The organism is Pseudoalteromonas sp. TAB23 (genome assembly GCF_000498075.1).
Classification (GTDB): Bacteria; Pseudomonadota; Gammaproteobacteria; order Enterobacterales; family Alteromonadaceae; genus Pseudoalteromonas; species Pseudoalteromonas arctica.
Window position 1 is genome coordinate 46,075 of the sequence record NZ_AUTP01000165.1, and the last position, 23,979, is coordinate 70,053.

The 23,979-nt window shown below is 40.4% G+C and carries 19 protein-coding genes; 9 read left to right on the top strand and 10 right to left on the bottom strand.

Features of this window, described 5'->3' with window-relative positions:
• The first annotated feature begins 11 nt into the window (after positions 1 to 11).
• The 7 genes from L654_RS0107035 (at position 12) to L654_RS0107065 (ending at position 11,001) form a co-directional block, all read left to right on the top strand.
• The gene (locus tag L654_RS0107035; RefSeq protein ID WP_024589549.1) at positions 12 to 410 is read left to right on the top strand and encodes an acyl-CoA thioesterase; all 399 of its coding nucleotides are present in this window, start codon (positions 12 to 14) and stop codon (positions 408 to 410) included.
• 200 nt (positions 411 to 610) lie between these two features.
• Entirely contained in the window at positions 611 to 1,585 is a 975-nt protein-coding gene (locus tag L654_RS0107040; RefSeq protein WP_024607658.1) for an aldose epimerase family protein, read from the top strand.
• A gap of 187 nt (positions 1,586 to 1,772) precedes the next feature.
• On the top strand, positions 1,773 to 4,520 hold the full coding sequence (locus L654_RS0107045; RefSeq protein ID WP_024607659.1) for a TonB-dependent receptor: 2,748 nt from the start codon (positions 1,773 to 1,775) through the stop codon (positions 4,518 to 4,520).
• A 194-nt stretch (positions 4,521 to 4,714) separates the two neighbouring features.
• Positions 4,715 to 6,241 (top strand): tryptophan halogenase family protein, encoded by a 1,527-nt coding sequence (locus L654_RS0107050; protein ID WP_024607660.1) that lies wholly within the window; start codon positions 4,715 to 4,717, stop codon positions 6,239 to 6,241.
• Positions 6,242 to 6,253: 12 nt separating this feature from the next.
• Entirely contained in the window at positions 6,254 to 7,015 is a 762-nt protein-coding gene (locus L654_RS0107055; RefSeq protein ID WP_024607661.1) for a SapC family protein, read from the top strand.
• Positions 7,016 to 7,068: 53 nt separating this feature from the next.
• Positions 7,069 to 8,547 carry an SLC5 family protein gene (locus L654_RS0107060; protein WP_024607662.1) on the top strand — a complete coding sequence of 493 codons (1,479 nt, stop codon included), beginning with the start codon at positions 7,069 to 7,071 and terminating at the stop codon, positions 8,545 to 8,547.
• 321 nt (positions 8,548 to 8,868) lie between these two features.
• On the top strand, positions 8,869 to 11,001 hold the full coding sequence (locus tag L654_RS0107065; protein WP_024607663.1) for an alpha-galactosidase: 2,133 nt from the start codon (positions 8,869 to 8,871) through the stop codon (positions 10,999 to 11,001).
• A 160-nt stretch (positions 11,002 to 11,161) separates the two neighbouring features.
• On the opposite strand, the gene recG is transcribed toward L654_RS0107065, so the two are convergent.
• From recG to asnC, 3 genes are read right to left on the bottom strand one after another with little or no spacing between them, the layout of a single operon-like run.
• Positions 11,162 to 13,243 carry an ATP-dependent DNA helicase RecG gene (gene recG / locus L654_RS0107070; protein WP_024607664.1) on the bottom strand — a complete coding sequence of 694 codons (2,082 nt, stop codon included), beginning with the start codon at positions 13,241 to 13,243 and terminating at the stop codon, positions 11,162 to 11,164.
• A 58-nt stretch (positions 13,244 to 13,301) separates the two neighbouring features.
• Positions 13,302 to 13,988, bottom strand: coding sequence for a tRNA (guanosine(18)-2'-O)-methyltransferase TrmH (gene trmH / locus L654_RS0107075; protein WP_007580009.1), 687 nt, complete (start codon positions 13,986 to 13,988; stop codon positions 13,302 to 13,304).
• A 41-nt stretch (positions 13,989 to 14,029) separates the two neighbouring features.
• The gene (asnC, locus tag L654_RS0107080) at positions 14,030 to 14,488 is read right to left on the bottom strand and encodes a transcriptional regulator AsnC (protein ID WP_002958822.1); all 459 of its coding nucleotides are present in this window, start codon (positions 14,486 to 14,488) and stop codon (positions 14,030 to 14,032) included.
• Between the two features lie 197 nt (positions 14,489 to 14,685).
• On the opposite strand from asnC, the gene asnA reads away from it, so the two are divergent.
• Positions 14,686 to 15,681 carry an aspartate--ammonia ligase gene (gene asnA, locus L654_RS0107085; protein ID WP_024607665.1) on the top strand — a complete coding sequence of 332 codons (996 nt, stop codon included), beginning with the start codon at positions 14,686 to 14,688 and terminating at the stop codon, positions 15,679 to 15,681.
• A 49-nt stretch (positions 15,682 to 15,730) separates the two neighbouring features.
• Here asnA and L654_RS0107090 read toward each other — a convergent pair whose 3' ends face one another.
• The 5 genes from L654_RS0107090 to gmk form a co-directional block, all read right to left on the bottom strand.
• On the bottom strand, positions 15,731 to 17,338 hold the full coding sequence (locus L654_RS0107090) for a FapA family protein (protein WP_024589558.1): 1,608 nt from the start codon (positions 17,336 to 17,338) through the stop codon (positions 15,731 to 15,733).
• Between the two features lie 151 nt (positions 17,339 to 17,489).
• Complete coding sequence (locus L654_RS0107095) at positions 17,490 to 17,882, bottom strand: RidA family protein (protein ID WP_007580015.1); 393 nt, start codon at positions 17,880 to 17,882, stop codon at positions 17,490 to 17,492.
• 12 nt (positions 17,883 to 17,894) lie between these two features.
• Complete coding sequence (gene spoT, locus L654_RS0107100; protein ID WP_007580016.1) at positions 17,895 to 20,000, bottom strand: bifunctional GTP diphosphokinase/guanosine-3',5'-bis pyrophosphate 3'-pyrophosphohydrolase; 2,106 nt, start codon at positions 19,998 to 20,000, stop codon at positions 17,895 to 17,897.
• 387 nt (positions 20,001 to 20,387) lie between these two features.
• Entirely contained in the window at positions 20,388 to 20,663 is a 276-nt protein-coding gene (rpoZ, locus tag L654_RS0107105; RefSeq protein WP_007378835.1) for a DNA-directed RNA polymerase subunit omega, read from the bottom strand.
• A 125-nt stretch (positions 20,664 to 20,788) separates the two neighbouring features.
• Positions 20,789 to 21,409, bottom strand: coding sequence for a guanylate kinase (gmk, locus tag L654_RS0107110; RefSeq protein WP_010554822.1), 621 nt, complete (start codon positions 21,407 to 21,409; stop codon positions 20,789 to 20,791).
• A 194-nt stretch (positions 21,410 to 21,603) separates the two neighbouring features.
• Between gmk and L654_RS0107115 the strand changes: the two genes are divergently transcribed.
• Positions 21,604 to 23,079, top strand: coding sequence for a bifunctional ADP-dependent NAD(P)H-hydrate dehydratase/NAD(P)H-hydrate epimerase (locus L654_RS0107115; RefSeq protein ID WP_024607666.1), 1,476 nt, complete (start codon positions 21,604 to 21,606; stop codon positions 23,077 to 23,079).
• 13 nt (positions 23,080 to 23,092) lie between these two features.
• Here the strand turns inward: L654_RS0107115 and L654_RS0107120 are convergent, their stop codons facing one another.
• Together L654_RS0107120 and L654_RS0107125 are read right to left on the bottom strand one after the other, a co-directional pair.
• Positions 23,093 to 23,530, bottom strand: coding sequence for a hypothetical protein (locus L654_RS0107120; RefSeq protein ID WP_007580023.1), 438 nt, complete (start codon positions 23,528 to 23,530; stop codon positions 23,093 to 23,095).
• Positions 23,531 to 23,536: 6 nt separating this feature from the next.
• The gene (locus tag L654_RS0107125) at positions 23,537 to 23,971 is read right to left on the bottom strand and encodes a VOC family protein (RefSeq protein WP_024607667.1); all 435 of its coding nucleotides are present in this window, start codon (positions 23,969 to 23,971) and stop codon (positions 23,537 to 23,539) included.
• Between the last annotated feature and the right edge of the window lie 8 nt (positions 23,972 to 23,979).

Genomic DNA, 23,979 nt, shown 5'->3' on the forward strand with positions numbered 1-23,979 from the left:
ATTGGATTTTTATGTTTATTGAAAAAGTGATGCCGCGCTTTAGCGAAACAGATGCACTCGGACACATTAACAATACCGTACTACCTGTATGGTTTGAAGTCGCACGTGGACCTATTTTTAAGTTTTTTACACCGGACTTAAATCCACATGATTGGAAATTGATTATCGCCAAAGTTGAAGTGTCGTTTGTGGGCGAATTATTTTATGGCCACGAAGTGACCGTAAAAACCTCTGTAGAGCATATAGGCACTAGCTCTTTTACGCTGAGACAGGAAGCATGGCAACACGATAAATGCTGCGCAATAGGTAAGGCCGTTATGGTGAGGTATGATTTTATTGCTAAATCAAAACAAGCGCTTAGCATTGACGAAAAAGCAGCGCTTAACGAGCACATTTACCAAAGCAGTTAACCTTACGAGGCTTATGTTTTACATAAGCCCATACTGAGCTGAATTATTGTAAATATATGATGGCAGCTGTAAATATTTGTCGAGAAATTTCAACGTATTTAGATTGAGTTACAGGCTTCAATTATATACTATTTATATTATATATTGTTGCGCCGTTATAACAGGAAATGTTAATTCGGTAATTTGATTGGAGAATGCGTGTGACATCTATTGCCAATAACCAACCTTTACAAGTTATTCAGCTCAGTGATGGTCAAAATTTAACAGCTGAAATTTTGCCATTTGGCGCAATAATAAAAAGCATTAAATTTAAAAAACAAGAAATGACGCTTAGCGTCGATGATCCTCAATACTATCTTGAAAACCCATTTTATCTTGGCGCTACAGTAGGTCGATACGCTAATCGCATTGCAAAGGGGCGTTTTAACTTATCTGGTACGCAGTATCAACTAGAAGCAAATAACGGCCCTAATAGCCTGCACGGCGGCGTTAAAGGCTTTAATAAAGTACTTTGGCAAGTAACCAAACAAACTGAAAGTGAAGTTGAACTTTATTATTGCTCGCCCGACGGCGAACAAGGTTTCCCCGGTGAGTTGCAGGTTTGGCAAACGATTAGCGCTAAAAACGGCGAGCTTACTCTGCACTTTAAAGCGCTAACCAATAAAGAAACGCTCGTTAACTTTACTAACCATTGCTATTTTAATCTTGATGGCAGCGAATCAATTAATGAACACCTTGTTCAAGTTAATGCCAATTACTATCTTTCTATTGATACAACTAGTATTCCACTTAATGAATCTGCATCAGTCACCGGTACCTGCTTTGACTTTACTAAGCCAGCTCAAGTTGGTGAGGCCTTAAGCGCCGTTCATCCTCAACTAGAAGCTGGAAATGGCTTTGATCACTGCTATATTTTTAATGATGACAGCAGTTTAAAGACGATGGCTACATTAACTTCGCCACACACGAACGTTAGTTTAACCCTTAAAAGTACGCAGCCAGGCATGCAGCTTTATACCGCAAACTTTGTTGGTTCGCCTTTTAAAGCACGGCAAGCTTTGTGTTTTGAAGCGCAAAATTGGCCAGATGCGCCAAATCGTGAAAATTTTCCAAAAGCTAATTTATTGCCGAGAGAGGATTACGAACAGGTTATTATTTACTCTTTTTCTGAATGAATACAGCATTCTAATGTTAATTTAAAGAAAATTAAAAGCAAAAATACAGTGATTAAATGCTATCCATAATTCAGGAAAAGGTTGCACTTTTTGCTGGTTTAAAGTATTTATAATATAAATAGTATTTGAAACTATATGCACTACCACAATGACACAACGACTACACACAATCAGGAGTTTTTAAAAAATGATAATTAACAATAAGTTATCGTTCAACAAGAAAACCGCGATCAGTATTGCTATCACAGGCATATTGGCAAGCGGAAACGTTGCAGCTCAAGGCGCTGAAGGCAATACGCCTACAGTAGTAAATGAAGATGTTGAAGTTATCGCAGTAACGGGTATCCGCAGCAGCTTACGTTCATCAATGTTAGATAAAAAAGCATCTAATGTTGTTACAGACGGGATTAAAGCAGAAGATCTTGGTAAATTTCCTGATTTAAACGTAGCAGAATCTCTGCAACGTATTACAGGTGTAGCAATTGACCGTAGTGGTGGTGAAGGCCAAGCGGTAACTATTCGTGGTTTTGGTCCACAATTTAATACTGTACTTGTTAATGGTCGTCAAATTGCGACAGACAGCGCAGGTCGTGAATTTAACTTTGATGTATTGGCCGCGGATCAAATCACCGGTGCTGATATTTATAAAAGTAATACAGCAACTCTTCAAGAAGGCGGCATTGGTGGTACGGTTAACGTAACTACAGCACGCCCTTTTGATTTTGGTGGTTTACATATTTTAGGTTCAGTTAAAGGTATGTACGAAAGCCTTTCTGAAGAAGTATCTCCATCAACATCATTCTTAATAAGTAATACGTTTAACGATGACAAGCTAGGTGTGCTTTTTGCCATCACTAATCAACAACGTAAACTTCAAAATAACCAAATTTTAACGGCAGGTTGGCGCGGCGGTCAAACAATCTCTAACCCAACGGATGGTGTATTGTTTGATAATGCTTACATTCCACGTAACTGGGACCAAGTAGTTGATGAGCAAGACCGTGAACGTACAAATGCAAGTTTAGTACTACAATATGCACCGTCTGACGATGTTACGATTACTGTTGATGGCATGATTTCAAAATTCGAAGTTGACTCAACAGTACGCGATTTAGCATCGTGGTTTGAACCAGACCGCGTAGGCAGTGCAACGATTGATCCTGAAACAGGCACGCTTTTAACTTTCTCTCAAGAAGTTGGCTTAGGCGTGCCAAGTGGCGACCCTGCAAGCGACTTTGTATCACATACACGTAACTCACGTGATGTAACTAATAAAGCATTTGGTATTAACGTTGACTGGCAAGTAAACGAGTCATTAAAAGCTAAATTTGATGTATCTCGCTCAACAGCCGAAAACGACCGTGCGGGTAGAGATCGCTTTAACGTTGTAGGTGTTATCAATAGCTATACTTTTGACGGTACAGGCAGCATTCCTACTGTACAGCATGATGGTTTTGAAAATGGTTCGTTGCCAGATCCAAGCCTAGCGCGACTTCATTACAACGAAATTGGTAATCAATTTACAGATGAAGATGAAATTACTGAAGTAAAAGCCGATTTTGAATATGTGCCAGATAAAGGCCCCGTTGATCGCATTAACTTTGGTGCTTATCGCCAAGAACGTGAAAAATCAAGCTTTCAAATCTTTGGTAGTCAATGTCAGTTCTGTGGTTATGGTACACAAGCACCACTTGATGCAATTGATTTTGAAGCTTATACAGCGAGTAACTACTTCCCTGGTTTAATCGATACATTTTATAGCTACGATGGCGATAAAATGCTTGATTACTTAGCCGATCAAGGTTTCCCAGTAGAGCCAACACTACAAAATAACCGTTACACAATTAACGAAGACATCACTAGCTTATACATGGACTTTACGCTTGGTTTTGACCTTTCAGATATGCCCGTAACAGTTAACTTTGGCGCGCGTTACTCAGAAACTGATATTGAAGTTGCTGCAATACAAAGCTTTATTAGCGATGTAATACCAACATCTGACGCAACATTGTTTGCTAACGTATTTGGCCCGGCTACAAGCATTGAACAAGGCACTAGCTACTCAAACTTATTACCGTCTTTAAATGTTAAGTTAGAGCTGCAAGACAACATGATTCTACGCTTTGCAGCGTACGACAGTATCACTCGCCCAACTATGTCTCAGCTATCTCCTGCGACAAACTTTAACGAGCCACGTCGTCAAAATTTAACGGCAAGTGGTGGTAACCCAGCACTTAAACCATTCCAATCAGAAAACTGGGATATCTCTTACGAGTGGTACTACAACGATGCTAACTTATTTAGCTTTGCAGTATTTAGTAAAGAAGTTGACGACTTTATTGTTACCCTAACAGGTGCAGAAACATACGAAATGTCTGACCGTTCAGGTCCTGATTTTGCGTGTACTACATGTACAGACCAAACAGATGACGAACTTGTTGGTAGTTCAGAAGTTTACACTGTAAGTCGTCCTCAAAATGGTGAGTCTGCAACTGTAACCGGTTTTGAAGTCGGTGTTACTCACATGTTTGAAAATGGCTTTGGTTTTATTGCCAATGCAACTGTTGTGAATAGCGACATTAGTGTGGGTGACGATACTACACAAACATTTGCACTAGAAGGTCTTGGGGATTCACAAAACTTAATATTTTTCTATGAGCAAGAAAACTGGCAAGCACGTGTTGCATTTAACAACCGTGAAGGCTTTTTACGCTTAGTTGATAACGGCTTTAATGGTGAACCAGTGAACGTAGAAACTTACGGCCAGTGGGATATTAGTGCAAGCTACGATATTAACGAAAACTTCACTATTTTTGCTGAAGGCATCAACATCACTGAAGAAGAGTTAGTGCAAACAGGTCGTTTTGCTAACCAAATCTATTCAGTAGAAGATAATGGCTCACGTTACGCGTTTGGTATTCGCGGATCGTTTTAATTAATGATGGAGGCGTATTTTTAGCCTCTTAGTTTTCATTACAGCACCAAGGTGCTAATACCAATTAGGTTAATTTAGCAGTAATGTATATTAGTTAACCTAATTGGCTAAAATGAATACACATTAAATCAAAATGCCCTAACGGGCATTTGTTGTATAAAACGTTATCAAAAATACTCAAAGAGTAGTCCATTATGAATAAAGCAATAAAAACAGTAGCGGTAGTTGGCGGTGGTACAGCAGGATGGCTGAGCGCTGCAATTATAGCTTCGTGTCACCAAGGTCAAAATGGTGACGGCTTAAAAGTGATGTTGGTTGAATCGTCAGACATTCCAACTATTGGCGTAGGTGAAGGTACCTGGCCCACGATGAAAAACACACTTCAGCAAATAGGCTTGCGTGAAGTCGATGTGTTTAAAGCCTGTAATGCTACCTTCAAACAAGGCGGGAAGTTTGTAAATTGGACTCATGGCAATAATGACTTTTACTACCATCCATTTACTGTACCGCTAGGCTACGGCCGTATAGATTTAGCCCCATATTTAGATAATGTTGAAGACTTTGCACAGCAAACTAATTTTCAACATGATATTTGCGAAGCAAGCTTAGCCCCAAGAGGTATAGCGCAAGGTGAATATCAAGGTAATTGTAATTACGCTTATCACTTAGATGCCGGCGCTTTTGCAGAAATGCTTAAACAGCATTGTAAAAGTAAGCTTGGCGTAGAGCATATTATTGGTACTGTTGATCAGGTAAAGCTTGATGACGGTGGTGCAATAAATACGCTGACATTAAAAGATCAAACCCGCACCATAAATGCCGACTTATACATAGACTGTACTGGTTTTTCATCATTGTTATTAGGCCAAGCGCTCAACGTACCGTTTAAAAAAATGGACCACGTGCTATTTAACGACAGCGCACTGGCTATGCAAGTCCCTTACGATGAAAACGAGCAGCTTCTTGCCAGCCATACCATAGCAACAGCGCAAAACGCTGGATGGATTTGGGATATAGGTTTAACGCATCGCCGTGGTGTAGGGCATGTCTATTCAAGCAAATTTTTATCAGACGATGAAGCAGAGCAAAACCTAAGAGACTATTTAGGCGATGCAGCAAACGGTTTAACTGCCCGTAAAATTAGTTTTGAATCAGGATACCGTGAGAAGTTTTGGCATAAAAACTGTGTTGCTATTGGTATGTCAGCAGGGTTTGTAGAGCCGCTTGAAGCAACCGCTATTATGCTTGTTGAAATTTCAGCACGCTTTGTAGCAGAGCACATGCCAGCAGATACACAAGTAATGCCTATAGTAGCTAAACGCTTTAACGAGCAAATGGATTACCGCTGGCAGCGTATTATCGACTTTTTAAAGCTTCATTACATGCTAACCAAGCGCCCAGAGCCTTACTGGCAAGCACATGTACAGCCCAATACTATTCCACAAACCCTGCAAGAAGATTTACTTCTTTGGGGAAGCCGTGGCCCGCTTATTCAAGATTTTCATGGCGCATTAGAGTTATTCCCTGCTGCCAGTTATCAGTATGTTTTGTACGGTATGGGCTTTAAGCCTGACTTTACTAAACAAGCATATTTGTATTCACAACATGTGCAAGCCAAACAAATAATTGAACGTAACAGCCAGCTTACACAGCAGATGTTGCAAACTTTGCCGCCTCACCGTGCTTTTATAGAGCAGTGGTTAGCAGCTAACCCAGTTTAAGGATGTGTAACTATGGCTATTAGTGAACTAGTAAACACCAAACACCAAACATTAAAAATTAACCCCAATGCAGCCGTTGAATACGCAAAAACGCAGCATTTAGTTAATTTAAGAGCAAATGAAATAGCAAAAGCAGCCTGCGACTTACCTATTTTTTTAGCACGTAATACACAAAATGGCAGTTATACAGTATCAGCGTTAACCTGCTTTAATGCAGGTCAAAGTTTATTGGTTAATAACAACCAATGGCAGGCACTTTACACACCGGTATGTATGCAAACCCAGCCTCTTTATTTAATGACCCGAGAAGCAAATAGTAGCGATTATTTTATCGCGATTGATGATCAAAGCTCAGCCGTAAACACGCAGCAAGGTGAGGCACTATTTGATGCTAAAGGTAATCCGAGTTTATTTTTAAGTGCACAGCAAAAACTGTTAGAAAGCGACTTAAAAAATGACTATCAAACGTATCAATTTACCCAAGAAGTTGCGCGGTTAGGGCTCATTAAAAACATAGATATTGTATTGCAGTTTGAACAAGGCGAAACCCAAACTATTCAAGGTTTGAGCACCGTTGATGAAGACAAACTGCAAACATTAGGTAGCAATACCATTGCAGAGCTACAAAAGCAGGGTTACTTGAGTGTGCTTAACAGCATGCTTATTTCACTGTTTCAGTTAAATGCATTGGTAAAGCTGCATAACCAACGTCCCGAACTTATGCCTTTAAAGCAGATTAAGTTAGAACTAAGTCGAGATGCGCACGCGCTGTAGCGTGCACTTTTTTATTACACAGACATTGCGCATAACGCGCAGGAGACACACACATGTCAGATAACATTTTACAGCTGGTGGTTTTTGTTTTTGTCACCGCTTTAATTGGTGGCCTTACTTATTGGAAATGCCGAGGCCAAAATCGCAATAACGGACAAAGCCAAACCAAAGAGTATTTTTTAGCGGGCGGTGGCCTTACTTGGATGTTTGTTGCAGGTTCAATCACATTAACTAATTTAAGTACTGATCAGCTTGTAGGTATGAATGGTAACCAAATGGCTTTACTGGTTTGGTGGGAGCTTGCAGCAATTATAGGTTTGATTATTTTAGCCAAAGTGTTCATTCCTGTTTATTACAAATACAACTGTACAACGACCACAGAGCTTTTAGAAAAGCGCTATAACAACAAACATATTCGCGCTGTTATTGGTGGTTTATTCTTTTTAGGTAATGCACTTATTTATATGCCAGCGGTTATTTATTCTGGCGCGCTATTTATGCAAACCATGTTTAAGGTTGATATTCCGCTAATGTATATTGCCACCGCATTTGCCATTATTGGTGCTGTTTATGCGTTTTTTGGCGGCCTGCGAGCAGTTGCTGTATCGGATACCTACAATGGCATACTTGTACTAGGCATGGCTGTTTTAGTCGTGTTTTTAGCACTTAATGCGATTGATTATGACTTTACGGGTATTCCTGAGGAGCGCTTAACACTCATAGGCGATGCTGACTCACCTATTCCGTGGCCAACACTTTTAACCGGTATGATCTTTATTCAAATGTATTACTGGGGTACTAACCAAACAATCACACAGCGAGCAATGGCAGCACCTAATGTTAAAGAAGCGCAAAAAGGTATATTTGCAGCTGCGGGTATTCGTTTTTTAATCGTCCCTGCAATTGTGGTATTACCGGGTATTATTTCGTTTAAACTTTATGGCGATATTGGCGACGCTGCTTATGGTCGAATTGTGGGTGATGTAATGCCAGCATGGTTAACCGGTGTGTTCGCAGCGGCAATGGCAGCAGCTGTACTCTCTACTTACAACAGCTTATTAAATTCAGCTACAGCACTATATGTGTGTGACATTCACGAAGCGTACTTTAATAAAGAGCCAAGTGTTGTAAAGCTAAGTGGTTACGTAACATTGCTACTAACAAGCTTAACACTGGTACTTGTACCAATTTACCAGCAAGCAGACAGTATTATTAACTTACTACAGCAATTAAATGGCTTATTAAGTATGCCTATATTCTCTATTTTTGTAGTGGGCTTATTATTTAAAAATGTGGATGCACGTGCAGGTATTGCAGCAGTAATTTTAGGTGTTGTAATGTACGGCATGCTTACATTTGCAAACTCACCGCTACATACTGACATTCATTACATTCACTTAATGCCAATTACACTGATTGTATGTGTAGCCTTTGCATTGATAGTAAATAAAGTGGTATTTGGTTTGAATGCGCAGTGGGCAGGTAAAACACCGGCACTTGATGACGCAGGCCAAGTACAAGTACAAAAATAACGTATAAATAGTTTAAGCTGACAAAGTCGGTCATGGGGGAACTCTGGCCGATTTTTTATATGTATTAAAAGCAACATGAGAACTTCAAAGCGAAGGTTAGTTTAATACTTTTTATTACAGTGGTACTTCCAGTGAGTTTATCTGACTATTTGCGATGTAAAGACTATCAAAACCTAATTTATATGATATATACTATTATTATTGAATGTCACTGTCTGATAGATTGTGGCTCAAGCAAAGAGATACATTTAGTACATAGTGTAGCTTACTAATTTTCGTTATATTTATAACTCACACAATGAACAAGAGGATAGGAAAATCATGGCCGACACTAAATCATTTTATCGATTAGACAGTGTAAACAGCACCGTTATTTTCGACTGCCAGAGCAAAACACCGGCGTTACTGTACTTTGGTAAACGCCTATCTGAGCAAACAACAGAAACAATGCTAACTCAGCTTGCTACGCGTCAAGAAGTAAAATGTGCCGTGGTTGAAGAAGCGCCTATTTCTCTATCTCCGTTATTAGGCGAAGGCTTTACTGGTGCGCCAGGGCTTGAGCTAGTAAATGATTCAATCGCATGGTCAGTAGGGCCACAACTTCAAGAAGTTCGTCAGCCTTCAGCCACAACACTTGAATTTGTAAGCGTAGATAAGCTTCGTGGTATTGAAGTCGTGCACAGCATTACACTTGATAAAAGCACTGACGTACTAAGCGCGCATACTGTATTAACTAATTTAGACGACTCACCACTGGGCGTTAATTTTTGCGCAGCACCCACATTTCAATTGCCAGATAGCGTAAGCAAAATAGTGAGCTTTGAAGGTCGTTGGTCAAATGAATTTCAACGTCAATCGGTTGATTTAGTCTTAGGCAGTTTTGTTCGTGAAAACCGTAAAGGCAAAACATCACACGATGTATTTCCTGGTTTATTAGTGCATAACGCAAATGCAGGCGAGCAGCACGGCGAATGTTACGGCTTTCATTTAGGTTGGAGTGGTAATAATAAACTACGCGCAGAGCTTTTAGCTGAAGGTCGTCGTTACGTGCAAATGGGTGAGCTATTACTACCTGGTGAGCTTACGCTTGCTAAAGGTCAAACGTATCAAAGCCCGAGCATTTATGGCTCGTTTTCGAGTGAAGGTTTTAGTGCGCTTTCTCGTAATTTTCATCGTTTTGTTAAAGCTAATTTACTTAGCCAAGCACAGCGTGAAAAAACGCGTCCTGTGCATTACAACACATGGGAAGGCATTTACTTTGATCACGACGTAGATACGCTTAAGCAGCTAGCGGACAGAGTAGCGCCGTTAGGTATTGAACGTTTTGTACTTGATGATGGTTGGTTTAAAGGCCGCCGTGGCGATAACGCTGGTTTAGGTGATTGGACAGTAGATTATAAAATTTACCCAGATGGTTTATCACCAGTCATAGATCATGTGAATAGCTTAGGTATGGAGTTTGGTATTTGGTTTGAACCAGAAATGGTTAACCCAGATAGTGATTTATACCGCGCGCATCCTGATTGGGTTTTAGGCTCTCAAAACAACGAACAGTTAAGCTTTAGAAATCAGCTAGTACTTGATTTAACGCGCTCTGAAGTTGTTGAGTACCTATACAAAGCAATTGACGATATTTTAGTTGAATACCCAACTATTAAGTACATTAAATGGGATATGAACCGCGATATTAACCATGCGGGTAATTTTGATGGTAAGCCAGCAGTGCACCAGCAAACATTAGCACTTTATCGTTTAATTGACCGTATTAAAGCGGCGCACCCAGGGCTTGAAATAGAAAGCTGTTCGTCAGGTGGTGCACGTGTAGATTACGGCGTACTTGCACACACAGACCGTGTATGGACGTCAGATTCAAACGATGCGCTTGATCGCCTTGAAATACAGCGTGGATGTTCGTTCTTTTTCCCATCGTCGGTTATGGGTGCACACGTAGGCCCACGCGATTGTCATATCACAGGGCGTAATGTAAGTATTGAAATGCGTGCTGCGGTATCAATGTTTGGCCACATGGGAATCGAAATGGACCCACGTGAACTGAACGATCACGAATACAATTCACTTAAGGCGGCAATAGCACTTCATAAAGAGCATCGTGACTTTATTCATAGCGCCGATTTGTACCGCCTTGATAGCGACGATTTATCAATTAACTTTGGTTTAATCGATGAGCAAAAAACAAAAGCGTTATTTGCGTATAACAGTGTTCGCGAAACACCGCGTACAGCGCCTAATAAATTACGTTTTGTTGGCCTAGATGCCGATGCGCAGTACACACTTAACTTAGTGTGGCCGGTAAAATTTGAAGAGTATCGCCCATCTTCTATTGCTGCGGTAAATGGTCAAACATTTACAGGTGAAGCGCTAATGCAGTTTGGTTTACAAATGCCAATATCATTCCCGCAAACATCGCTTATATTTGAGCTTAACAAAGCTTAAATTTAACTAAGAGCAGTAAAAGGCGCTAATCGCTTTTATGCTGCTTAGCTTAGATATCAGTAGTCAGCTCTATATTGTTTAGGGCTGGCTTTTTTATATCCTTTGTAAGCTAATTTAGTAAATTAACTTAGTAAACTCAAAAGTATCGAAAATAGAGTGGTTACGCTTGCGCGTAATTTTGCTTGTTACCCAACCAACGTTGAATTAGTGGGTCAACAACCTCTGGGTGTTGCTTAAGCATTTGCTGTGCAATCGGTCTAACTTGGTTAAGTATGTGCTTATCGCGGGTAAGATCGGCAATTTTAAACTCGGCTAACCCTGTTTGTTTTGTACCGAGTACTTCACCAGGGCCACGAATTTCTAAATCGCGCTCAGCTATCACAAAACCATCGTTACTATCGCGTAGTACACCTAATCGCTTTTGAGCAGTATGAGACAGTGGTGCGTGGTATAAAAGCACGCAATGCGATGCAGTAGCGCCACGGCCAACTCGCCCACGTAACTGATGCAGCTGTGCTAAGCCTAAGCGCTCAGGGTTTTCTATAATGATTAAGCTCGCATTAGGGACATCTACACCAACTTCAATAACCGTCGTGGCAACTAAAACATGTATATTACCTGCTTTAAACTCGCTCATAATGGCTTGTTTTTCAGCTGATTTCATTCGCCCATGTACTAAGCCTACGTTTAGCTCTGGTAGCGCCTCTTTTAACTGCAGTGTACTGTCTTCGGCGGCTTGGCATTGCAGTACTTCAGATTCATCAATAAGTGTACACACCCAATAAACTTGGCGGCCTTGCTCGTTACACGCTAATTTAACGCGGGCAATAATATCGTCTCTGCGAGTATCAGGAAGTGCCACTGTTGTGATTGGCGTACGCCCAGGTGGTAGCTCGTCAATCACAGAGGTTTCTAAGTCGGCATAGGCGGTCATAGCGAGCGTACGTGGAATGGGGGTTGCGGTCATAACTAGTTGATGAGGGTAACAATCACCAAACTTACCCTTTTCACGCAGTGATAAACGCTGGTGGACACCAAAGCGGTGCTGTTCATCGATAACGATAAGCACTAAGTTATTAAACTTAACTTCATCTTGAAATAAAGCGTGAGTACCAATAATCATTTGCGCCTCACCAGAGGCTATTTTTTCAAGTGTTGCTACGCGCTCTTTGCCCTTTGTTTTACCGCCAAGCCAAGCAACGGTTATACCTAGTTGATTAAACCACGTTGTAAAATTAACGCCATGTTGCTCTGATAAAATTTCAGTAGGAGCCATTAAAGCTACTTGAAAGCCCTGCGCAATGGCTGTTAGTGCACTAAGTGCTGCTACTAGGGTTTTACCTGAGCCTACATCGCCTTGTACTAAACGCATCATTGGATACGCGTGTTGCATATCACCTTTAATTTCAGCAACTACACGGCTTTGCGCATTTGTGGGTGCAAAAGGAAGTTGCTCTAAAAATTGGCTTTCTAATGTGTTTACCGGATTTAATGCCACTGCTTTAACTTGTTGCCCTTGCTCTCGTACTTTTAATAAGCTGAGGTTTTGAGCAAGTAACTCCTCAAATACAAGGCGCTGTTGAGCAGGGTGAGTACCTTGCTCTAATGCAGTTACATCAACATCATTTGGTGGGCGGTGCAGTAATAATAAGGCGTCACTTAGCTGCATATTTGATGGCTGCCACTGTGAAGGCAGTAGTTCTTCTACTGAGTATTTATGTAGTAAATCAATAGCCTGCTCGCTTAAAGCTCTAATCGATAGTTGCTTTAAACCTTCGGTTGTTGAATAAACAGGCGTTAATGTCGTCGCTACTGGTTGCTCGTTAGAGGTATCGCTGATGCTGTATTCAGGATGACTCATTTCAAAGCCAACGCGGCCACGTCGCACTTCACCAAAACAACGTATTATTTTACCTGCACTAAATGCGTTTTTTTGTGCGGCGGTAAAATTAAAAAATCGTAGTGTTAGCCTGCCAGTACCATCATTGATTTGGCAAACAAGCATGCGCCTTTTACCAAACGTAATTTGGCTTGTTTCAATTGTTGCTTCAACACTCACATGGCTATGCAATGCCAGTTCATTAATCGCGTATAAGCGAGTGCGATCTTCATAGCGAAGTGGCAAATGAAAAAGCATATCTTGCACAGTTAAAATACCTAGCTTTAACAAACGCTCAGCCATTTTTGGGCCGACCCCTTTGAGCTCTGTAATTGGGTATTGATTTAAGCTAGGTTTAGACAAAGTGTATCAATCTTATTATTTGTGAGTAGGCTAAGTGTACTTACAGAGCTTTAGTCCATCAAGTATGTTTTAAAGCTTGCCAAAATTGCTCGTCAGCGACTATTTCGCCGTTTTCATCAAGTGCAGGATAAGGTAATTTTTTTTGTTTACACTGCCTTGCGATAATAGGGTGGCAGCCTTCAAAGTAAAGTGGATGTTTAACTTCGGCGCTCAACATATCTCTATTATATAAACCAGCCAGCTCACGTTGGCGCTGTGCTTCAAACAATATTAGCGCAGCAGCAACCGAAACATTTAGCGATTGCACCATGCCTTGCATTGGAATAATAATATTTTGATCGGCATATTCTAGGGCTTTTTCTGATATCCCCGTTTTTTCTTGTCCAACAATAATGGCCGTTGGCTTGGTGTAATCTACTTCTCTAAAATCAACGGCATCTTCTGATAGGTGAGTCGCTAATATTTGTATTTCTGGATTGCGCTCACGCATTGCAGTAACGGCATCATCAATATTTCTATGCAGGTGTGTCTCTAGCCAATTTTTGCTACCACCTGAGGTATTGTTTGTTAGCCATTTTTGCTTTTCAGGCCATACAGCATGTACGTGATGGCAACCAACCGCATCAGCACTTCGTACTATTGCAGATAAGTTATGGTGTTTGTGCACGTCTTCTAAGCACACGGTTAAGTCTGTTTGACGGCGCGAAAGTACGTCTTCGATTCTTTGATAGCGAGTTTGCTGCATGGTTATCCTCTTTTTTCGGCAATTATACGAGATTTTTGCAGTTAAGGCATTACCGTACGGCTAATTGGATTTTGTAGAGAAATAAGTGTTTCTGTTGACTGAATGGCTTCTATTGCCTGTATTTTATTAATCAGCACATCTTGTAAGTGATCAATGGACTTTGTCATTACCTTTATAAATATACTGTAGTTACCTGTTGTGTAGTAAGCCTCTACCACTTCCTCCAATGCTTCTAGCTTTATAAGCGTTTGCGGGTAATCACGTGCGTTATTTAAATTAATACCTATAAAACAGCATACATCGTAGCCTAGCTGTTTAGTATTAATCGTTAATTGCGTTCCTGTAATGATCCCTGCTTGCTTCATTTTTTCAATTCTTACGTGAATTGTCCCTGCGCTTACATTAAATCTTTTTGCTAATTCGGCGTACGCAGTACGGGCATTTGCCATTAACGCATGAAGTATCTGTTTATCGAGATTATCGATTAAATAATTTTCCATTATATTTTTATCATAAAATTATCGAATATATGGTTTTTATACCACTTAATTAATGGTTTTTATATATTAAAGCTATTTTTGTTATGGGATATTGAATTAATCCTTTGAATCGTTACATTAACTTCATTAAGGACGCTAGTTAGAGCGTTTTTTATCAATTAAGCAAGTAACAATAACTGGGAATGAGGCCAATTATTATGAGTTCACACTATGTGCAGCAACAGCAGCAAATAAGTAAAGTTAAGCAATTTTTTTCACAACAACTAGAAACCCAACTTGGGCTGGTTGAGGTTCAAGCCCCAATTTTGGCTAAGGTTGGCGACGGCACGCAAGATAACTTGAGTGGCCATGAAAACGCAGTTGCTGTAAATGTGAAAGCGATTACAGATAGCCGCTACGAAGTGGTGCATTCGTTGGCTAAGTGGAAACGTAAAACACTGGCAACTTATGGCTTTAGTGTTGGTGAGGGTATTTACACTCAAATGAAGGCTTTGCGCCCAGATGAAGATTCATTAAGTCCTATTCATTCTGTATATGTTGATCAGTGGGATTGGGAAAAAGTAATTAGCGAAACGACAGATCGTTCGCTGGCAACACTAAAGCAAACTGTTCAATCTATTTATAAAGGGATAAAAGAGACGGAAGCTTTTGTAAGAGAGTCTTATGGCTTAACCCCTTTTTTACCTGACGATATTAAGTTTGTGCACAGTGAAGAGCTACGTAGAATGTATCCTGACTTTAGTGCTAAGCAACGCGAAAAAGCCATTGCACAAGAATATGGTGCTGTATTTTTAATTGGTATTGGTGGCGCGCTTGGAGATGGCAAAATTCATGATGTAAGAGCCCCAGATTACGATGATTGGTCTACGCCAACATGCGATCAATATATGGGTTTAAATGGTGATATTTTAGTATGGAACCCAGTACTTGAAGATGCATTTGAAATATCATCAATGGGTATACGTGTAAGCCCTGAGGTTTTAAAAGCGCAGTTAAGTACAACTGGAGATGAAGACCGCTTAGAGTTTGATTGGCATAAAGCGCTACTACAAAGTAAATTTCCGCAAACGATTGGCGGTGGAATAGGGCAGTCGCGGCTAGCGATGCTATTACTACAAAAGCAGCATATTGGCCAAGTACAAGTTGGTGTATGGCCAAGTCAAACTTATGATACGGTAAGTGGCTTACTTTAAATTGTAAAAAAGTGAGTTAATTTGAGTGCTCAATAGAGCACTCAATTTTTTAGTGTGTTTTAAACTCTATTTCAATTTTATTATTTAAAAGTTTAACGTTGCACGGAGGGTAATTGCGGATTGTTTTAAGTACTTTATCAAAAATATGAATCTCTACGCCTGAATGCAAAACAGAATTCACCGTTAAATTAGCGTCGCTAAGTAAATCGTGTAAGTCATGATCTAAGTTTGAAAGACGTTTTTCTAATTTCTCTGCTTGCTCACAATAATGTTTCTGAGTAGCTCCAATTTTAGTGATTAATATTTTCTTCTTTTCGGCATCCTTCACTAAATCAGTTTTTTCTAGCGCTGCTTGCAGCGTATCTAATTGTGCATCTGTTTTAGCTAAGTCTCTAAAGCAATTATCAGTATCCGCTGTTATTTCAGCACCAGAAGCTGCTAAATTAATAATCATTTTAGCACCTGATTCATTCCCTATTTCGCCAGCAATGAGAGTTGTTGCATCAAGTATTTCACCACCAAATATTTTACCTTTAGGTAAGTCTGGTTGGCCTACTTGCAGTAAGCGTTTAGCTTTCATTACACAATGGCTTGTTTGGCGATCAATAAAAATATTATTTGCATCGAGATAACAATACTGTGAGTGAGATACATGAATATCACCTAGCGCAATTAGCTTGCAAGAAAGTGACTTACTATCCACTTTTTGATGGCCAATAATGCCTTGTTTAACAGTGATGTTTCCGCCTGCGGTAAGCTCACCTGATTCAACCGTGCCAAATATAGTAATATCGCCTTTGGCAGTTACTTTCATCCCAGGGTCTATATTGCGAGTAACAATAACACTGCCTTGAAAGTCAATATGGCCGCTTTTTACATTTACATCTGAAATGGTAAAAATATCGTCGACACGCATACCATTATTAATTTCAACCGGAACACCAGCAATAGTAGAGACTAACTCAAGCGGATTCATTTTTGATATTTCAGTCCCTTCGCCTGCCACTAATTGTTTATTTTCTCCGGGCTTTGCGGGCAGTATGTCACCTATTACGGTAAAGCCTTCTTTACCGGGGGTTGCTGGTTGCTGGCGAATAAGCACAGAGCCAGGTTCTACGCTTGCAAGCTTGCCAAAGTCGCGCATGTCCACACTGCCATCTTCTTTGAGCTTGGGCGCTTTTAAGCGGTCTTTTAAAGTCTCTACGGTTGTTATTAGTTTAGTGGCTAAACCATCGCTTGGGAGCCTACCTTTAGCTAATATCCCTTTAACTACAGATCCCGCAGAGTGTTCAGATTGTTTTTGCAGCAGCTGTTCTAAAAAAGCTTGTTTATACCCACGCACAATGCCTGCTTTAACGAGTTGTTTTTTTGCATCTTCTAAACTTAATAACTTTCCACCTTGGGCAATCGTTAGCTCGCCAATGGCCAGCATTTTATCGTCGCTAATTGTTACATTTAAAGTGGCATTGTGTTTTGTTGCTACAACGAGAGTTTGTTGTGTGTTTTCGTTTTTAAAAAAATCATTAATAGCGTCATGATCTATTTTACAGTCGCAAAAAGCTGACTTTTCGAGAGCCTCTAAAATAAATGCAGCGCTGGGAGGAATATGTTCTTTTACATCAAGTAAAACATTTCCATTGTTGGCAAGCTTAAACACGAGTTAATCCTTTTTTACTACTTAAGTTAAGTTTGTTTTTTAAAACACAACTACAGATTGCTAGAAATTTACATTTGAGTCAAGAAGTCAGATAAAACGAAGTGCGGAGCGAAAAATAAAGGCTATAGAGAAGCTCTATAGCCTGTAATACTTAATTGGTAGAAGGTAATTCCATTATTCCGTCTATTTCAACTTGTGCACCTTTTGGTAGTGCACGAACACCTAATGCAGCTCTCGCTGGGTAAGGTTGTTTAAAGTATTGGCTCATCACTTCATTTACAGTGGCGAAGTTAGATAGATCAGTTAGGTAAATATTGATTTTAACTAAATCGTGAATTTTTCCGCCTGCTTCTTCACATACCGCAGCAATATTTTTAAATACTTGATGCGTTTGCTCGCTAAAATCTTCTGAAATCATTTCCATCGTTTCTGGAACTAATGGAATTTGACCAGATAAATAAACAGCGGTACCTACTTTAACTGCTTGGCTATAAGTGCCAATAGCTGCAGGTGCTTTGTCGGTAGAGATAAATGCTTTATTCATGTGTTTCCTATTTTATTTTTTACGATAGACTTTTTGTACATCAGGCATAACGCGAATGCGGCGCATAATGTTAGCAACGTGGATACGGTTTTTAACGGTAACCCCTAAATCTATCACGTATAAATTACTTTCTTTTTCATCGGTGGCAATTTCGACAATATTGGCTTGGGTTGTAGCGACAACATTGGTTAGCTTAGCTAACGCGCCTTGATGGTTAATAATTTCAACTCTCAGAGCTGCAATATATTCTTTTTCTGGGTTATCGTCCCATTTTACAACTAAGTATTTAGAGCGCTCATTTTCCCAACCACGAATATTTTTACATTCTTGGCGGTGAACGGTCAGGCCCTTACCTTGGCTTATATGAGCCGTAATGGCATCGCCTGGTACAGGTCGGCAACACTTAGAGTAATTCACTAACATGCCTTCAGTACCAATAATGGTCGCTTTAGCTTGGCTTGTTATATCAGTTAAATCGTCATTGTCATTTTGTAATAAGCGCTTGGCAATTAACATGCTCATTAAGTTACCAGAGCCAATTTCTACAAGTAATTCAAGAAGCGTAGTTAGTTCGTGCTCTTCAAGTACTCTCGCTATATTTTCATCAGCAATGCTATCTAGTTTGTTTTCGCCTAATGCCGAATCAAGTAAACGACGCCCTAAAAGCATAGCCTCTTCATGATGCTGGCTTCTAAGGTAATTACGAACACCTAAGCGTGCTTTACCAGTAACAATAAAGTTTAGCCATGTTGCATTAGGGTGGGCACCTGAGCTTGTTATTATCTCTATGGTTTGCCCTGTATCTAATGGCCGACTTAAAGGATGTGGCTTGCGATTAACGCGAGCGCCTACACAAGTGTTGCCTACATCAGTATGCACTGCATACGCAAAATCGACTGCGGTAGCGCCCATTGGTAGCTCAACAATACGACCATCAGGTGTAAATACGTAAATTTCTTCTGGGAATAGCTCAGTTTTTACGTTTTCAATAAATTCAAACGATGAACCCGCACTTTGCTGAAGCTCTAATAAGCTTTGCATCCATTGGCGAGCACGTTGCTGCGAAGTATTACCGGCACCATCACCTGATTTTTTATACATCCAGTGCGCCGCTACACCTTTGTCGGCCATCTGATCCATATCGTGAGTACGAATCTGAATCTCAACAGGTATTCCGTGTGGGCCAACTAATGAAGTATGAAGCGATTGGTAACCATTAGTTTTTGGTACAGCAATATAATCTTTAAAGCGTGTTTCTATAGGCTTATAAAGACTATGAGCCACACCTAATACGCGATAACACGTATCCATAGAATCAACTGCAATTCTAAACGCGTAAATATCCATAACTTCGTTAAATAGCAGTTCTTTATTAAGCATTTTTTTATAAATACTATATAAATGTTTCTCACGGCCAGACACAGTCGCTTTAATGCCTGACTCTTCAAGACGTGCTTCTATTTCATGTTGGATATTAGTGATAACTTCTTTGCGATTACCACGTGCTTTAGCTACTTCAGATTTAAGTGCGCGATGACGCATAGGATATAAAGCTTGAAAACCTAAGTCTTCAAGCTCATTTTTAATATCGTGAATACCTAAGCGGTTTGCTATTGGCGCGTAAATCTCAAGCGTTTCACGTGCTATTCTGCGGCGCTTATCTGGGCGCAGTGCCCCTAAAGTACGCATATTGTGCGTTCTATCAGCAAGCTTGATTAAAATAACTCGAATATCCTGAGTCATTGCCATAATCATTTTGCGGTAGTTTTCAGCTTGGAATTCTTTTTTATCTTTAAAGCTGAGCTTATCGAGCTTACTTACACCTTCAACGAGTTCTGCCACAGTTTCGCCAAAAATTTCGGCTAAATCTTGTTGGCTAAAATCAGTATCTTCAATTACATCATGCATTAGCGCGGCCATGAGCGTTTCATGGTCAAGATGCATGCCTGCAAGAATTTGGGTTACTTCTACTGGATGAGTTATGTAAGGTTCGCCACTTGAGCGAGTTTGTCCTTCATGGGCCTCTCGGGCTACCACGTAAGATTTTTGAACCAGCTCTACATCAGCAGCGGGCAAGTATTCTGAAATTTTCTTTTTAAGACCTTCAAAAAGATACATTCACACTCCAATGTTCTAGGGCCTGTTGACCTTTCAGGATTAAAATTTGTTCAATCTAGGGACGATTTAAACGCGGCGCGAGGTTTTTAGCCTAGCGGGCTAAGTAAAAATCGAGCAACAAAGAGTAAATTGCCCCTAGGCAGAACCCTTTAGGCAGCGCATGTTTTGCATTTATGCTGCGTTATCGCCTATTTATGGGGAATAACCACACTACATAGGCTCTGCCTTGCCTAAATACCAAACATACTACTGCAAATTTAACCTCGAAAGATAAACAGCCCTAGTGAAGCAAATTAGGTAAGCTACGAATATACGATGAAATGAAAGGATTGCCAACGGCTATAGTAGAAATACTGCGCCGTTGGCTAAATCAGACCGGGAGGTCGATTATTGGTTGCCACCAACAATAGCGGCAACAGCAGCTAATTCTGCTGCTTCTTGGTGTTGTTGTTCTTCACGGTCAATTAAGTCCATTGAAGCGCTATCAACTAAACCTAATTCAATTTCACGTAAAGCAACTACCGTTGGCTTATCGTTTTCAGGGTCTACTAGTGGAGTTTTACCACCAACAGCAATTTGGCGGGCACGACGAGCCGCAACTAAAATTAAGTCAAAACGATTACCAACTGCATCTACTGCATCTTCAACTGTTACGCGGGCCATCACAGCACTCCAAAAATAATTTAAAAGCAAAGACGTAGTTTACTCCAAGGAGCCACTTTCGCCAATAGCCAGTGTTCAATTTTTATCAGTTTTACTTGCCTAAGCCTAATTTAAGTAGGCTTAAATTATTTAAGCAGACTATTTAGTAAAACTTGATGACGATCTTCTTGCGCTTTTAGTGTTAAGCGTTGAGCCATTACAATCATTTCTATGTCGCCAAGTGCGCTCTCAAAGTCATCATTAACAATTACAAAGTCGTATTCGTTATAATGTGATGTTTCAGATTGTGCTTTTGCCATACGAGAGGCAATAACTTCAGCCGAATCTTGGCCACGGTTATTTAAGCGTTGTTCTAGTTCTTCTTTTGAAGGCGGTAGAATAAAAATAGTTTGTACGCTTGGCATAATTTTGCGCACTTGCTGAGCGCCTTGCCAATCAATATCTAAAAACACATCAATACCCGCATCAAGTTGCGACTCAATAGCCTGCTTTGATGTGCCGTAGTAATTATCGAATACTTGAGCCCATTCAAAAAAGTCATCTTTGGCAATAAGCGCTTTAAATTCGTCTGTAGATACAAAGTGATAATGCACGCCATTTTCTTCACCTGGGCGAGGGGCGCGAGTTGTATGTGATACAGATACTTTCATGTCAGCGTGTTTTTTTAATAACGCATTGATTAAGCTTGATTTACCAGCACCAGAAGGGGCTGACAAAATAAATAAGTTACCGCGAGTTTGTGCCATGTTTTTCTCTACCTAAAAATAAACAGGCTTGGGTTACAAGTAAGCCAAGCCTTTAATTAACTGCATTGTACTTTAATTAGCTCACCTTGCTCAAGTTAGTCGTGCTCATGTTGGTCATGCCCAAATTGGCTCGGGNCTAGCCGCTAGATATAAGTATTTGATAAGGTGAGGTATCACTCACTATAGGAACCTTCATGCTCAATAAAATCTTATTTACCGCACAACAAGTAAGAGACAACGAAGCTTTAGCTGCTAAAAATAGTCATTGTGATTTATTTACCCTAATGCAGCGTGCAGGCGAGGCCGTATATAAGCAATGGCAGTTATTTGATGCACAGCATACATTAGTTATTGTTGGCCATGGTAACAACGCTGGAGACGGTTACATTGTAGCTAGGCTTATTATGCAATCAGGTAAAGAGGTAACAGTATGCGCAGCTGAGCCTAATAAAGTATTAACCGGTGATGCAGCAAAAGCGCAGCAGTTATGGATTGAAGCGGGTGGGGTGGTTTCTCATTTTACAAAAGACACTCTTAATAAGTGCGATATCGTTATTGATGCGCTCCTTGGTACTGGGCTTAAAAACGCAGTGCGCGATAATTTTGCGAATATAATAAAAGCTGTAAATAACAGTGATAAGCCCGTAATAAGCATTGATATACCGTCAGGTATTGAGGCGAATACAGGGCAGCCTTTAGGATGTGCAGTACAAGCGACTTCAACCGTTACTTTTGTGGGCATTAAGCAAGGGCTCGCAACGACGGCAGGTAAACAATATAGCGGTAAGTTAGTATTTGATGATTTAGCAATTGGCGATGCGTTTACTTGTATCGCTCAATCTTCAGGAACCCTTGTTAATATCAATAGCTTTAAAGGAATAGCCACGCGGGCAATCAATAGTCACAAAGGAAGCCACGGTAAACTTTTATGTGTTGGTGGCAATCAAGGTACTGCAGGTGCAATTAGGTTAAGTAGTGAAGCAGCTCTTAGAACGGGTGCTGGCATGGTAAGAGTGTATACACACGAAAGCTCAATAACGCCTATTAGTATTGGCAGACCAGAACTTATGGTAAGCAGTAATAACTTACATCAAGCGCTAGAGTGGGCAAGCTGCGTTGTTATTGGCCCAGGGCTTGGGCAAGACGAGTGGGCACAACAAACATTCGATGAAGTAATGCAATATTGCCAAAACAATAAAATGCCATTGGTTATAGATGCAGATGCCCTTAATTTACTGGCTAAGCAAGCTTCATCATACACGTTAGAGCAATGCGTACTTACTCCACATCCCGGCGAAGCTTCGCGACTGCTAAGTGTTAGCACCAGCGAAATCGAATCTGATCGTTTTAATTATGCTCGCCTTTGCTCCAAGCGCTATACCGCGACTTGTGTATTAAAAGGGGCTGGAACATTAATAGATAATGCTGAGCAAACGTGGGTATGTGAAGATGGCAACCCGGCATTGGCCGTTGGCGGCAGTGGCGATGTACTTACTGGTATTATTGGTGCATTGCTTGCCCAAGGTTTAACTATTGATGAAGCAGCACGTTATGGTGTAACACTGCATGCTAAAGCCGGTGATATTGCAAGTGAGCGAGACGGGCAAAGGGGAATGCTACCCAGTGATTTATTCGCAATTGTAAGAGAGTTAGTTAATAAAGTGACGTGAGTTTAAGCGTCACTCAACTATCAGTGTTCGGCTTTAAATTGTGGAACGTTATTGCACCCACTAAAAAGCATACACCTACATAAAGCCAAACACTGCTCGCTATAATATTCCACGTATCGGCTCGTATTAATGCAGGGATAATTATTAAGCTTCGTATGATACACAAGGTTGCAATAGCAATTAAAGCGGTTCTAGTAAGTACTATGTTACGCACTAAGCCAATTGCTGATAAGGCAAATGCAGTACAGGCAAACATGAGTCCAGCTATTGCAATACTACCTAAAGGCGCAAGGAATGTACCTTGCTGTGATGATTCTATTATTTGTATTGGGGCGCGAGCAAATATAAACCAACTAGTGCCACCCCATATACAAAGTAAATGCCATACAGCCGCTGCAGATGCAATAACTCCTGCGCTTAATAAAAATTTTGCTTTTATATTTAACAGCATTTTATCTCACTGATTATTAAGCTGTAATAAATCCCATTTTGTACCATACAAGTCTTCAAAAACCGCTACGGTGCCATAGGGTTCTACTCTAGGCTCTTCGTTAAATGTAACGCCTTTAAAAAGCATTAAATTATAATCTCGCCAAAAGTCATCAGTATGCAAAAATAAAAACACGCGCCCACCCGTTTGATTACCAATAGCGCTGATCTGTTCGGGTGTTGTGGCTTTAGCAAGCAGTAGATTAGTCCTGCTCGAATTAGTCCCATTTGAACTAGCCCCGTTTGAATTTGGAGGTGAAATCAACACCCAGCGTTTACCCTCTCCTAAATCAGTATCCTCAACTAACTCAAAGTTAAGCTTTTGAGTATAAAACTCAATGGCATCGTCGTAGTCCTTAACAACTAATGCAATGCTGCCGATATGCTGTTGAACGTTAGTCATGTTTAGCT